We start from the raw sequence: 13,979 nt of genomic DNA, 5'->3' as shown, positions 1-13,979 counted from the left end.
TACTCCTCAGTGATCTAATTGGGTTTGGTCAGCAACAGCGCCGGATTTTGAGTCTGGCCCTGATGCAATACTTCAAAATGTAAATGGGCGCCGGTGACCCGCCCCGTGGCTCCTACTTTGCCCAGCAGTTGGCCGGCCTGTAGCTGCTGGCCGGGCGTGACGTCGGCTTGCTGCAGGTGCGCGTACAGGGTTTGGTAGCCGTCGCCATGGTCCAGCAATACCGCAATGCCGTAGTTGCTGTTCAGGCTCCGGTCGTCTGCGATCAGCACGGTGCCGCGAGCGCTGGCATAAACAGGATCGCCGGCGTCAGCGGCAAAATCCATGCCCTGATGTGGCCGGTTCTGCCGGAACGGATGCTGTTCGCCATAAAAGGAGCTGACCCGCACGTCAGCTGAAACCGGGCGTAACCAGTGTGCCGGGCTTTGGCTGAAGCGCAGCTGAGCACAAGCAACAATCAGCAGCACTGTCAGCAGGGCTAAAAACACACCACCTTGTGTGCGTTGCAGTGCAGATAACTCAGGCAGTGGCTGAAACAGCGCGGTCAGGCGCTGCTGATACAAAGAAAGCGCGCTGCTGCGGTTAAACGCCAGACCATTGGGTTGCTGTTGCTGGTCCAGCTTCAGGCATTGCAGCAAAGTGCTGGCATAAAGCGTTGGGTTGGTGGTCTGGCACACCTGCAAGTCTACCCGCAGTTCGGCCGCTTGCTGCCAGGCGTGGTACCAGAACCTTAAAAACGGATTGAACCAGCAAAGCGCCAGCAGCAGACGCCAGCCTAATAAAACCTGCGGGTCGAGTCGCTGCAAATGCAGCAGTTCATGGCGCAGCAGCAAGTGGCGCTGCGCAGTGGGTAACTGCACCAAATAAGCCGGTATCATCACCAGCGGCTGGCGAATACCAGTGGCAAAGGCGGAGCTTTGGCCGTCAAACAGCCGCAATTGCACAGAATCGGGCCAATCCGGCAGCCAGCTTTGGCCTTGCAACAGAGTAGCGTTGGTAATCAATCGTTTTAGTTTCAGTTGTTGGCAGGTCAGTCTGATCAGACCAAATACAGCGACAACAGCCAGCAGCAGGAGCAGGTAATTGGCTCTGTGCCATTGCTGAGTGACGCGTAAAGAAGGATGCTCAGGCACAGCCTGTAGCTGCTGCCATTGCCAGCTGGTTTCCTGCAGCAGTGCCAAAGGCACTGGCCAGCTGTGGTCGAATTGGGGCAAAGGTAGCCAGGCGGTCAGCGACAGCAACGCCAGCAGCAGGTAAAAGCCAGGTTGGGCCTGCAGTGCCGGCCAGCGCTTTTGTAAGCTCAGCTGCAGCAGCCATAACAAGCCACTCAAGCAAACAAAGGCCAGCAGATGGACCAACAGAGCGCCGCTCATGGCTGTGGCTCCTGCTGCACTGACAACAGGGCCAGTTGTTGCTCCAGTTCGCTTAGTTCGCTGCGGCTGAGCAACCGGCTGTCGGCAAACATACTGACCGGCAAAGGCCCGTTCAGCCCCAGCACACGGCTGGCAAAGTCGCTAGCCAGCGCGGCCAGTGTGGGCAGTTTTTCCAGCAAAGCAACGTAGGCGTTTTTATTGCCCTGAGTTTCAAAGCGGACAAAACCTTTTTCGCCCATGCGCTCCAGCGTTTTGCGGGTGGAGGAATAGCCCCAGCCCAGCACGGCCTCCAGCTGATCATGCAGCTCGCGCGCAGTCTGAGGCTGCTGTTGCCACAGCAGTTTTAGTATTTCCAGCTCAGCAGCAGTAGGTTGCAGCATGCTCATTCCGGCTTGGTGAATCGACTGCAGCTAGAGTGCGACAAATGTCGCACAAAGGCAAGTGTTAAATGCGACATATGTCGCAGTTGCGTTATCCTGTTGGCGCAGCAAGCCAGCTGACTGTCACAGAACTGTCACGCCCCGGTTGTATAACCCAAGACAATGACAGCAGCAGGTTGATAAAGCGGAGATACAAATGGCTCGTTCTTTTGCGCAAGTGGTGGACGCGCGCTTGTCGCGGCGGGATTTTTTAAAAGCGGGCACCGCACTGGCTGTGGCGGCGGCGCTACCGGGTTGCGCCAGCTCAGCTGTTGTTAGCAGTAGTGCCAGCGGCAAATCGGCGCTCACCTTTATGGAGCAAAACGCAGAGATGACTACCCAACTGGAAGTGCCCGCCGGTTATCAGGCTCAGGTGTTGCTGAAGTGGGGGGAGCCATTATGGGCCAATGGCCCGGCCTTTGATCCGACGCAGCAGACTGCGGAAAAACAGCAACAACAGTTTGGTTTTAATAACGACTTTATTGGCTTTTTACCTTTGCCGCTTGGCAGTCAGAACTCAGAGCATGGGCTGCTGGTGGTGAACCATGAATACAGCATCAGCGCCAGCATGTGGCCAGGCTCGCCAGCAGATACCGCGCTGGATAAAGCGCAGACCGATACCGACATTGTGGCCCATGGCCTGTCAGTGGTGGAGATCCAGTTCCAAAACGGCCAATGGCAGCAATTAAAAGATTCTGCCTATACCCGCCGTATTACCCCACTGACGCCGATGCAACTAAGCGGCCCTGCGGCCGGCAGCCCGCGCCTGAAAACGGCGATTTCGGCCGATGGCGTGCATACGCTGGGCACCTACGGCAATTGCGCCGGTGGTGTCACGCCTTGGGGCACAGTGCTGACCGGAGAAGAGAATATCGATGCGATGTTTGCCGGTGATTACAGCCAAAGCGCTGAAAGGGAAACCCTGCAGCGCTTTGGTATGCAGGCAAAAGCACAAAAAAGCTGGGCGCAACATTACCCTCGCTGGGATTTAAGCCAGCAACCGAACGAAGCTTTGCATGTCGGCTGGATAGTGGAAATTGACCCTTACAACCCGCAATCCACGCCCAAAAAGCGCACCTTGCTTGGCCGCTTTAAACACGAAGGCGCCAATGTGTTTATCAACGCCGACGGCCGGGTGGTGGCCTATATGGGCGATGACCAGAAGTTTGAATACCTGTACAAGTTTGTCTCCAGCGGTCGGTATCAGCCGGACCACCGGGCGGCTAACCTCGACTTGCTCGACAGCGGCACCCTGCATTGCGCCCGTTTTGATGCCGACGGCACTGTGGACTGGTTGCCGCTGCAATTCGGTCAGGGACCTTTGACTGCCGCCAATGGCTTCCACAGCCAGGCTGACGTGCTGATCGATTGCCGCAAAGCGGCCGATTTATTGGGCGCTACCCCAATGGACAGGCCAGAAGACGTGGAAGTGAACCCGGCCAATGGTGCTGTCTATGTGATGCTGACCAAAAACGCCGACCGCACCGAGGCTCAGCGCCACCCGGTGAACCCGCGCGCTAATAATACTGCCGGCCAAATTGTCGAGCTGGTGCCACCCAAAGGGGACCATAGCCAGCCAAGTTTTGCCTGGGATCTGTTTTTACTGGCTGGCCGACGCGACGACCCCAGCAGCAGTTACCATCCGGCAACCGGCGCCGACAGCTGGATAGCCTGCCCGGATAACTGTGCTTTTGACAGCAAAGGCCATATTTGGGTAACGTCCGACGGCGCCGAAGACTTTGGCATTGCCGAAGGGGTCTGGGCTAGTGCAGTCAGCGGGCCAGACCGGGCTCTGATGCGGCGGTTTTTACGCTCGCCGGTTGGTTCTGAAGTCTGCGGGCCTTTCTTTACGCCGGACGACAAACATTTCTTTTGTTCCATTCAGCATCCGGGCGATGGCAGCAGTTTTGAGCAGCCGTCTACCCGCTGGCCCGACTTTGATGCTACATTGCCTCCCCGCCCCGCAGTGGTGGTGATCAACAGACCTGATGGCAAGGTGGTTGGCAGTTAGCAGGTTCTGAGTTCAGGGCCGCTGCTGAGCGATCAGCCCGGCCCGGAATGAGTAAAACGCAATGCAGCCACGTATCCCTTTGTATCTGTTAACTGGTTTTTTAGGCAGCGGCAAAACCACCTTATTGAACCAATTAGTAAAAACCAGCGAATTTGCCAATAGCCTGGTGATCATCAACGAGCTCGGCTCCACTTCGCTGGACCATTTGCTGATGACGCACAGCCAGGAAGAGCAAGTGGTGGAGCTGGCCAGCGGTTGCATTTGCTGCACTATCCGTAGCGATTTAAGCAAAACGCTGCGGGATATTGTCTGGCGTTTTTCCCGCCAAGGCCGCAAGCAGTTCGACCGTGTATTGATAGAAACCACAGGACTGGCCGACCCGGCGCCCGTGTTGCATACCCTGATGGCTGACCCAAAAATTGCTGACCAGTACCGGCTGCATGGCGTGGTGACTTGTGTCGACAGTGTCAATGGCTTATCGACCTTGCGCGAACATTTTGAGGCGCGCCAACAAGCAGCGGTGGCCGATTTAATTCTGCTGACCAAGCAGGATTTGCCTGAGGCGATGCCCGTGGCTGATTTAACTTCAGCGCTGCGGCCACTGAACCCCTTGGCGCAGATAGCGCTGGCTGAACAAGGGCAGGCCGACTGGCAACTGATTGGGCAACTGGACCATGCCGAACCTGTGCAGTCCGACACCCCGCTGCAGAGCTGGCTGCGTTTTACCCCGCTTGCCGACGAGCCGCAACTGACGCCAGAGCTGCAACTCAACGCGCATGGCGACGCCATTCAGGCTTATAGCTTTGAGTTAGCTGAGCCTATTCCTATGCCTAAATTTGAGCTGTGGTTGAATGAACTGCTGGCCCTCAAAGGCCCGGACTTACTGCGGATGAAAGCCATTTTGCATATTCAGGGGTTTCCCGGCCCTATGGTGATCCATGGCGTACAGCATCTGTTCCATCCGGCAGCTTTTTTAACCCAATGGCCAAACGCCGACCGGCAGAGCAAACTGGTGTTTATTACCCGCAATATCCCGCGTGAGCTGCTGGCGCAAAGTGTGCAGATGCTCAGGCCCTGATTTACCTTGAATTAGCGGGCTACGGCTGAAACAATAACGGCAACGACTCCAGCTATTTGCGATTAGAAATGAGCCGACATGCCCACTATCAAAGACCCGCTAGCCCAACTCTCTGCCGCTGAAACCGCCATACTGACCGCCTTGGCGGTGCTGCAACAATGTTGCAATCAGGCGCAGTTGTTAAAGCTGATGCAGGTGCTGGCCATTAGAGCCGACGACGGTAAGGCCTTTGCGCAGCCCAAGCTGAAAACTGTTTTGCAGCGGTTGCAACAATTGGAGCTTGTTATTCAGCAACCAGGCGCAGGCTATGAGCTCAATGACAGGCCCTACAGTTTTGGCATTCAGGCTCGGCTGATGTGGCAATTACAGCAGCAAGGCGAGTTGGTGAAATGGTTGGTGGCTACCAGGGCTTCGGAAAAATTGTCGGACAAACACGACTACTGGCGCAGGTACGAACGACCCGAATGCCGCCGCGAGATGTGGCTGGCTGCGTTGTTAAACGATCGCCAAAGCTTTCTGCAATGGCGTCAGCGTTATCTGGAAGCACCCTCTCAGTTGTGGACTTTAACGGCTGAGCCATTGTTCTGGCACCCTGACGGTGTGTTGTTTATGCAAGGTTTGGATCTGCAGATCCAACAGTACCTGCTGCAGGAAATCTTGTTGGAACACAGCTGGGCGCTGGGGGACTGCCGTGAAGCTTATCAATACAGCAAGCAGTTGTTTGAGCAGTATGGTGATCAACTCACAGTGTTATTGCCAACCCTGGGTGTGCAGGCGTTACTGCGGGCGGATTTTATCACTCAGGCGGCAGTGGCCTCTTATCTTCCTGCACAATCGGCCAGCTTTCGTTTTATCCAGGCAGTACAACAAGGCCACTACCCACAAGCCTACCAACAAGCCACAGATTTTATTAAGTACATTGCGAAACAGCAGGGAAAACGTAAGGTCCAGCTGCATTATGTGCCCGGTGCTCTGTATATCGCCAGTGCGTTGGCTGCCGGCAGCACTGACTCGCTGAAAAAAGGCTTGGAGCAACTGCTGGGACACCGCAGCAGCCACAGCCCGCAGTTCCACAGTCTGTTGTATCCGTTATTTACTCACCTGCAAAGCGGTGAGCCGCTGCGGCCTGCCAGACTGCATTTCGCAGACTTGCGCTGGTATGACATGGATATGTGGATGACTGCGCTGGCGGCGTTCTGGTTGGGAGCCGACATTGAGCATGATGTGTTTGCAGAGCTTGAGGAGTTACGGGAGTTCACCGCTGCTGTCGGTTACGACTGGGTGACCGCTGAGCTGGATGAATTACTGGCTTTGGTTGCAGAATGTCCGCGCGTGTTGCCAGAGCATTGGCATCAATTACATCAGCTCAAACCGCTGACGGCCTTGTATCAACCCAAAGCGCAGTGGCAAATGGCGTTAAGGGCCTTGTCAGAACTGGGTGGAAAACCGAAAGCAGAGCAGAAAACCAGCCGTCTGGCCTGGTTTCTCCAGGATCAGGGCGCTTGGCTGGATCTGGATGTCAAAGAACAAAAACGCACAGTGTCTGGCTGGACTAAAGGCAAAGCGGTTGCGCTACGGCGCTTATCTGTCGAGCAAGAAACGCTGGATTGCCTGAGCCCGGCTGACAAAGCGGTTGCTGCCTGTATTCGTGCTGTGCGCAATTATTATGGCGGTACTCAGTATGAGTTTGACCGGGAAGCAGCACTCAAAGCCTTGATTGGGCACCCGCATGTGTTTTGGCTGGATGCGCCGGATACGCCGCTGGAGCTGACTGAAGGTAAAGTGAGTCTTCAGCTTAAACGCCAAGGGACCGATTACAAACTGGCACTGGAGCCGCCAGTGCTGGCGGAGCAAAGCCTGGTCTGGCGCAAAACCAGTCCTACACGGCTGACTCTATACCCGGTAACGCCGGATATTGAAAAAGCAGGCGCAATCGTTGGAAAAGGTTTAAAAGTTCCAGCTTCCGCCAAAACTGAACTGATGGTCGCTATTGAATGCATAGCGCCAGTGCTGCAGGTGCAAAGTGACTTACCCGAGCTGACAGCGCAACTGCCACAGGTTGACGCGGATGCTCAGCTGTATCTGCATTTGTTGCCGCTGCGCCAGGGCTTGCGCGTACAGGTATTGGTCAAGCCTTTGGCCGAAGGCCCCTGGCTTACCCCAGCCAAAGGCAGCGCTGTTTTAGTGGGGGAGCAACAAGGCAAAACAGTGCAGACACAGCGGGATTTAGTGCTGGAAAAGCGTCAGCTAAAAAGCTTGCTGCAAAGTTGCGCTGTGTTGGAACAACAAGTCATACAAGATGGCCAGTGGCAACTGGACGAGCCTGAGCTTTGTCTGGAGTTGCTGGAGCAACTGGCGGAACGGCCAGATTTTTGCCAGTTGATCTGGCCAGAAGGTCAGCCATTCAAGCTAAAAGCTAAACGCGACAGCAAAGATTTCAGCCTGAGTTTAAAGCAACAGGGCGATTGGTTTATTGCCGACGGCCAGTTAAAGCTGGATGACGAGACGGTGTTATCGCTGAAAGAACTGCTCGGTCTGATGCAACAAAACCCAGGCCGCTTTATCAAACTAAATGAACAGGATTACCTGGCGTTAAGTGATAATTTCCGTCGCCAACTGCAGCAACTGGCGGCATACAGTGAAAGCAGTGGACAGCACCAAAAATTCAGCAACTTAGCCATTCCGGCGTTAAGTGGCCTGATGGAAGACGTCGGAGAGCTGAAGGCAGATAACGCCTGGAAACAGCAGGTGCAGCGGTTGAATGAGCTGGCGCAATTTCAACCCAAACTACCTTCAACCCTGCAGGCTGAATTGAGAGATTACCAGCAACAGGGTTACCACTGGTTGTCTCAGTTGGCCCATTGGGGGGTGGGGGCCTGTTTAGCTGACGATATGGGTTTAGGTAAAACCATTCAGACGCTGGCGTTATTGCTGCAACGGGCACCGCACGGCTCTGCCTTGGTGGTAGCGCCCACCTCGGTTGCGATGAACTGGTTAGCTGAGGCGGCCCGGTTTGCGCCAACGCTAAAACTGCGCTGGTATCAGCAGCAGCGCGGTTTGGAGGATCTACAGCCCTTTGAGCTGGTGGTCGCCAGTTATGGTTTACTGCAATCCGACAGCGAAGCTTTTGCACAGGTGAAGTGGCATACGTTGGTACTGGATGAGGCTCAAGCCATTAAAAACGAGCAGACTAAACGTAGCCAGGCAGTGATGGCGCTGCAGGCTGACTTTAAAATGATTGCGACAGGCACTCCGGTGGAAAATCATCTGGGTGAGCTGTGGAACCTGTTTCGTTTTATCAACCCAGGGCTGCTGGGGTCTAAACAACGGTTTCAGCAACGTTTTGCTGGGCCTATTGAAAACGGAGATGTGAACAGCAGACAGCTGCTGAAAAAACTGATTCAGCCGTTTATTTTACGCCGCAATAAAACTCAGGTACTGACTGAATTACCGGCCCGTACAGAAGTGCCATTGCTGGTGGAGCTCAGCAAAGACGAACAACATTGGTATGAGGCGCTGCGGCAACAAGCGGTGCAGCAACTGGCGATGCAGGATGGCAATCAGCAGGCCATTCAGGTACTGGCTGAAATTACCAAACTACGGCGTTTTTGTTGTCACCCGCAGCTGGTGCTACCGGACACCGCACTGAGTGGCAGCAAACTGGCGGTGTTTGCAGAAACTCTGCGCGAAATTCTGGAAAACCAGCATAAGGTGCTGGTGTTCAGCCAGTTTGTCGATCATCTGGCCATAGTCAAAACCTACCTTGAGCAGCAGAATATCAGATTCCAGTATCTGGATGGTTCGACTGCAGCCAAAGAACGGAAGAAACGGGTGGATGCCTTTCAATCTGGCGAAGGTGATGTGTTTCTGATCAGCTTAAAGGCCGGGGGTACAGGCTTAAACCTGACTGCTGCAGATTATGTGATTCATCTGGACCCCTGGTGGAATCCTGCGGTAGAAGACCAAGCCTCAGACAGGGCTCACCGCATGGGGCAGCAACGTCCAGTGACCATTTACCGGCTGGTCACTAAAGGGACTATTGAAGAAAAAATTATCGCCTTGCATCAACAAAAGCGCGATTTAGCGGACAGCTTACTGGAAGGGGGAGAAATGGCTGCCCGTCTCAATGCCACCGAATTGCTGAAATTGCTGCAGCAGAGCGTCAATGATGTCGGTTAATCCTGCTCTGAGTTTTCTGCACCCGTTACAGCAGCTGGAAAAACTGTTGCTGCGTATAGCAGCAGAGCGGCCAGCCTTGTGGGCCGCCCAACTGGCACCGGATATGCTGCCCTTGTGGCAACAGGGCCGCACCGCCGCAGGTTTTAGTTTGCGGGCCTGTTATCCACTGGCGCAGCTGGACATTCCGCCGATCGCTTTAGTCAGCGACGACTGGGGCGGATTAATTCAGTTTGTGCAGCAATGCCGGCAGCAGTTGCAGGCGCTGGCACCTGCTGGTTTTGCTGGCTGGCAACAGCGGCCCATTGAATTTGAAGCTGGCTTTGCCCGCCAACAGTTAACAGGCCAGGATTACCTGCAGTTATATGCGCTGCCCAATTTCTATTTTCATTTCAGCATGCTGTACGCCATAGCCCGCCAACACGGTCTGGCCATCGGCAAAGCCGACTTCGACGGCTGGCACCAGTACCCAGCGGGGTTTAGCTGGGTTGGCCCTGCCAGCTAACCGACCAAGCGCCGGTTTTCCCGGCTTAGTGAGCTGGTATCTGGCCTCTGATTACGGCACTCTGAGCCGGTATTTTTCTGTGATGGAGTGGCTATGCCTTTGGTTCGTCTGAGTTTGCTGATAGTAGCGGTGGGGTCCTTGTTGAGTTGTCAGTCGGCACCTCAGGCACCTGAGCATGCGGGTCTGCTGGTACTGCACAATCTGAATCTGGTGGATGTGGAGCAGGGTAAGCTGCAGGCCAATCAACTGGTGGTGGTGCAGCAAGACCGTATTGTCGCCATTGCGCCTGAGCAGGACTTAGCAAAGTACCCCGACGCAACCCAAATTGATGCGGGCGGCCAGTACCTGATCCCGGGCTTATGGGATATGCATGTGCATTTTGAAGGCCGTGATCTGGTGGAAGACAATGCCTTGTTGTTGCCTGTCTACCTGGCGTACGGCATTACCGGCGTGCGTGAAGCCGCCAGTAATTTAGCGCCTGTGGTGCTGAGCTGGCGTCAGCAGGTGGAGCAAGGCCGTTTATTGGGCCCCAAAATTTTCACCGCTGGCCAGATGTTTGAAGGCATAGATTCGTTATGGGATGGTGACCTGGAAGTTGGCACCGAACAGCAAATGCGTGACGGCATGGACAAGCTGCAGCATATGCAGGTCGATTTTATTAAGATCACCGAAAACACCCTGCAACCAGATCTGTATTTAGCCACTATCCGTGAAGCGCGCCGTCGCGGCTTTTTGGTGTCCAGCCACGTACCTTATGGCACCAGCATTGGTGAGCTGAGCGACGCTGGTTTATCCAGCATTGAACACGCCTCTTACCTGTTACGCCTGGGTTTTGCCGACGAAGGGCAAACCGCAGCCGCGGTGCGGGCTGGCCAACTGACCATTCAACAAGCCGCAGACCATTACAAAACGGGTTTTGATCAGCAGCTTGCCATCAAAGGCTATCAGCAACTTGCTGCGCAACATGTGGCGGTCACCCCAACCCTGATTGGTGGTCGTCAACTGGCCCATTTGCATGACACCGACCACAGCCACGATCAGTTTTTGCAGTACCTGACCAAAGACTTTACCGCCAGCTATCAGTGGCGCATTGACCGGATGAAAGGCGAAACGGCTGAGCAGCAACAGCAGCGCAAAGACAAAGAACAGCTGATTGCCGCCCAGCTGCCTTACCTGTGGCAGGCGGGCGTGACACTGTTGGCCGGTAGTGATTCTGCCGCACTGAATACCTATGTGTATCCGGCGCAGGCGCTGCATGACGAACTGGAGCTGTTCCAGCAAGCCGGTCTGACCCCGGCGCAAATTCTGCAAACCGCCACCATCAACGGTGCCCGCTTTATGCGGCAGGACCAGGACTACGGCAGCATTGCTGTGGGCAAAAAGGCCGAGCTGGTGTTACTGCACGACAACCCGCTGCAAAACATCAGTGCCACCCGCCAGGTACAGGCTTTGCTGTACCAAGGCCAGTGGTATGACAAATCCCAGCTGGAGCAACTGTTACAGAAAGCGGCCGCCCGTAAGCAGCAACTGGAGCATTAATCGCTCAACTGCAGGTGAAATCTGAGCCCTGGCGCCGCATTGCTGGCGGTCAGGGTCCAGTTGTGCGCCAGCGCTATTTCCTGACAGATGGCCAAGCCAAGGCCTGCACCATGGTCGCGCCGGTGCGGGCCACGCCAGAAGCGAACAAAGAGCTTGGCCCACTGCTCTTCACTGACGCCGGGACCATAATCCCGTAAGGTCAGCCCCTGAGGTTCGATCCGGATCTCCACGGCTGAGTTGCTGGGGGCATGTTGCAGCGCATTTTCTAACAGGTTTTTCAACAAGGTAAAGAGAGCGGCTTTGTCTGCTTGCCAAATGACCTGACCTGACGGGGTCTGCTGGACCTGCACCTCAGTCGCATCAGCCATAGGTAACAGGTACTGGTGCACTTCCTGCACAACAGCAGCGGCATCCACCTGGCTAAACTGGTAATTCTGCGGTTCGCTGACTTCGGCCAGCAGCAGTAATTGCTGCACCTGTCGGGTCATATGGCTGACGTCATTGAGCAACATATCCCGTTCCGCACCAGGGGCTTTCATTTCAATTTGTGCCCGGATTAAAGCTAAAGGCGTTTTCAGTTCATGGGCGGCAGTGGCCAAAAATTCCTGCTGCACCTGAAAGCCATGCTGCAGCCTGTCCAGTACCTGGTTAAAGTTGCTGACCAGCGGGGCAATTTCGGCAGGTACTTTGTCCAGCGGCAAGCGGGTATGCAAAGAACGCGGCGAAATGGCCGCGGCCGATTCGGATAGTTTGCGCAGGGGCGCCAGCGTGTAGCCCAGCGTAATAAAAGCACAGAGACTGAACACCAGCAGTAATACCAGTCCAAAGACGCTGACGCCCTGAGCCATAAAAGGCACCGCTATATGTTTATCCACCAAATTCAGAAAGCGGCTGCTAATTGCCAACTGAACAATCCACAGCTGACCGTTGTGCTCCCGGGTTGCGCTGGCGCCCTGCACATGCAACCCGTGCTTCGTGAATTCAAAATGCGCGTTACTGATTTGTTTAAGCTCTGGATCTGCAGGCCAGAAATCCTCTCCGGCCTTTGAGCTCAGGGCAATTTCTCCTGTGGGGGTGATCACCCGGAAGGCTGCGTCTTCACTCATGCTGTCAAAGAAAAACCAGTTTTGCTCGCCTTCTTCATCATCGATTACGGCAACCGGCCAATTCTGGCTGTTAAACACCAGTTCGTCAGCTGCACCTTCGACGGTGTCCATCAGATTGGTAGACAGCAGCAGCTTGCTGTTTTGGGCCGACAGCAATGCGATCATCAGGCCGATACAAATCAGGCTCAGCACGACCCCGATAAAGTAGGCCAACAAGACCTTCAGGCTGATGCTATTGCGTGGCAGACGCAGGATCTTTCTGACGAAGTGCATATCCCAGGTTTCTCATATTCATAATTTGTTGGCTGGAGCCAATGGCTTGCAACTTGCGGCGTAGCCGGTGAATGGCTACGTCCAGTGCATTGGGAGTGACGCTGTCGCTAAAGCCCCAGGCGGCGGCTTCCAGCGCACTGTGCCGGACGACGTCACCCGCTTTGCGGATCAGCAGCAGGGCAATTTGTAATTCGGCCGGGGCTAAAGTGACGGACTCAGCCCCACAACACAGCAGCCCTTGCACCGGTTTGAGCTGCAGGTCGGCATAACAAGGGTCGGATTCGACACTTTGCACCGGGCGGCGCAATAAAGCCCGCACCCTGGCCACCAGCTCATCCATTGCAAAGGGTTTGGTCAGGTAATCGTCCGCACCTGTTTCCAAGCCTTCAATCCGGTCGTGCAAGGCATCGCGGGCTGTCAGCACCAGACAGGGAATGCCGGAGCCAGACTGGCGCAGCCGTTTAATCAGGCTGATGCCGTCACCATCCGGCAAGCCTCTGTCCAGCACCAGCGCCTGGTACGGCATTTGTTGCAATGCCGACCAGGCCGCATCCAGCTGGCCAAAGACATCCACGGCAATACCTGCACTGGCCAGTTGTTTGCAGATCAACTCCGCCAGGCGCTCATGGTCTTCGACCAACAGGATCCGGCTCATCAGAAGCGGTAAATGTATGCAAACAGCGCACGCTGTTCGGTGGAGCTGTCGACCAGCGGGCTGTCTTTAATTTCAGAACCCAGGCTGGTCACACTGAGATCCAACAGCAACGAATGACTTTGGTTGAACAGATACATTCCCCGCACTCCGTATTCGATATTCATGGTTGAGCTGGCTGTATAAGCAGGGCGGTCAAGCCTGGCCTCATGCTGTTGTACACCGTAAAGATAATTTACTTCTTTGTCATCCAGCCAGCTGGCGCTGATTTTAGGGGTCAGGATCAGATGGTCGCCAAAAAACCAGTTGCGTTCAATGCCGAGGCTCAGTCGGCGGCCTTTGCTGTGGCCTGAAGCGTCAGACAACCATTGCAGGCTCAGGTCGGCCCAGGGGCTGCTCCATTTGGCCGTAATCCCTGCCCAGAGTCCGCCTTTGCGTTCATCCATTCCGGCCAGAATAGGGGTGTCGCGAATATCGTCGTCGTCATACCCACCAAAATCGTATTGGGCTGTCAGGGCGAAATCGAGTTGCTGCGAATCCCCCAAATCAAGTCCGGGTAACTTGATGTCCAGGTTGGGACCCATCCAGCTCAGGTATTGGTTTTCATAGGTCAGAAAGGGCAGCACTTTGGTATCTCTGTCCATGTCAGTAAAGGCCTTTTGCGAACTGAGTGCTGCGACGCCCAGGCCCCAGGACGATTCTGGCTCTGTCTGCTCTGCGGGTTCTTGTTGGGCAGAAGCCAGCATGGGCAGGCTGAGCAGTGCAGCCAGGCCAGCACAGTAGAAACGAGGTTTGCTAAAAGCAGCGAAGAACTGAGTATGCATTGATTTCTCCAATGGGTTGAATACAG

Annotated in this window: 10 protein-coding genes; 5 read left to right on the top strand and 5 right to left on the bottom strand. The window is 55.1% G+C overall.

All coding sequences use genetic code 11. From position 1 onward, the window contains the following. Positions 1-14: 14 nt before the first annotated feature. Positions 15-1,370, bottom strand: coding sequence for a peptidoglycan DD-metalloendopeptidase family protein (locus tag ACFO3I_RS02925; RefSeq protein ID WP_377331607.1), 1,356 nt, complete (start codon positions 1,368-1,370; stop codon positions 15-17). After that, complete coding sequence (locus ACFO3I_RS02920) at positions 1,367-1,750, bottom strand: BlaI/MecI/CopY family transcriptional regulator (RefSeq protein ID WP_377331605.1); 384 nt, start codon at positions 1,748-1,750, stop codon at positions 1,367-1,369. The genes ACFO3I_RS02925 and ACFO3I_RS02920 overlap by 4 nt, the downstream gene beginning before the upstream one ends. Positions 1,751-1,946: 196 nt before the next feature. Between ACFO3I_RS02920 and ACFO3I_RS02915 the strand changes: the two genes are divergently transcribed. The 5 genes from ACFO3I_RS02915 to ACFO3I_RS02895 all read left to right on the top strand — a co-directional run bounded on the left by ACFO3I_RS02915 (position 1,947) and on the right by ACFO3I_RS02895 (position 11,098). Further along, on the top strand, positions 1,947-3,800 hold the full coding sequence (locus ACFO3I_RS02915) for a PhoX family protein (protein ID WP_377331603.1): 1,854 nt from the start codon (positions 1,947-1,949) through the stop codon (positions 3,798-3,800). A 61-nt stretch (positions 3,801-3,861) separates the two neighbouring features. Continuing rightward, positions 3,862-4,878, top strand: coding sequence for a CobW family GTP-binding protein (locus tag ACFO3I_RS02910; protein WP_377331601.1), 1,017 nt, complete (start codon positions 3,862-3,864; stop codon positions 4,876-4,878). Positions 4,879-4,956: 78 nt separating this feature from the next. Then, the gene (locus ACFO3I_RS02905) at positions 4,957-9,057 is read left to right on the top strand and encodes a DEAD/DEAH box helicase (RefSeq protein WP_377331599.1); all 4,101 of its coding nucleotides are present in this window, start codon (positions 4,957-4,959) and stop codon (positions 9,055-9,057) included. Next, positions 9,047-9,559, top strand: a complete 513-nt coding sequence (locus ACFO3I_RS02900; protein WP_377331597.1) for a DUF1993 family protein — start codon at positions 9,047-9,049, stop codon at positions 9,557-9,559. The genes ACFO3I_RS02905 and ACFO3I_RS02900 overlap by 11 nt, the downstream gene beginning before the upstream one ends. Positions 9,560-9,652: 93 nt before the next feature. Continuing rightward, positions 9,653-11,098: an amidohydrolase family protein gene (locus ACFO3I_RS02895; protein ID WP_377331595.1), complete on the top strand. Its 1,446-nt coding sequence runs from the start codon at positions 9,653-9,655 to the stop codon at positions 11,096-11,098. Here the strand turns inward: ACFO3I_RS02895 and ACFO3I_RS02890 are convergent. Genes ACFO3I_RS02890 through ACFO3I_RS02880 form a run of 3 tightly spaced genes read right to left on the bottom strand, consistent with a single transcriptional unit; the run spans position 11,095 to position 13,953 of the window. Continuing rightward, positions 11,095-12,477 (bottom strand): sensor histidine kinase, encoded by a 1,383-nt coding sequence (locus ACFO3I_RS02890; RefSeq protein WP_377331593.1) that lies wholly within the window; start codon positions 12,475-12,477, stop codon positions 11,095-11,097. The genes ACFO3I_RS02895 and ACFO3I_RS02890 overlap by 4 nt on opposite strands. After that, positions 12,437-13,132: a response regulator transcription factor gene (locus ACFO3I_RS02885; protein ID WP_377331591.1), complete on the bottom strand. Its 696-nt coding sequence runs from the start codon at positions 13,130-13,132 to the stop codon at positions 12,437-12,439. The genes ACFO3I_RS02890 and ACFO3I_RS02885 overlap by 41 nt, the downstream gene beginning before the upstream one ends. After that, positions 13,132-13,953, bottom strand: a complete 822-nt coding sequence (locus tag ACFO3I_RS02880) for a MipA/OmpV family protein (protein ID WP_377331590.1) — start codon at positions 13,951-13,953, stop codon at positions 13,132-13,134. The genes ACFO3I_RS02885 and ACFO3I_RS02880 overlap by 1 nt, the downstream gene beginning before the upstream one ends. Positions 13,954-13,979: the final 26 nt, after the last annotated feature.

The sequence above is a fragment of the Rheinheimera marina genome (assembly GCF_042654345.1).
Taxonomy (GTDB): Bacteria; Pseudomonadota; Gammaproteobacteria; order Enterobacterales; family Alteromonadaceae; genus Pararheinheimera; species Pararheinheimera marina.
The sequence above is the reverse complement of the archived record's forward strand: the minus strand, read 5'-3'. Positions and strand labels throughout refer to the sequence as shown.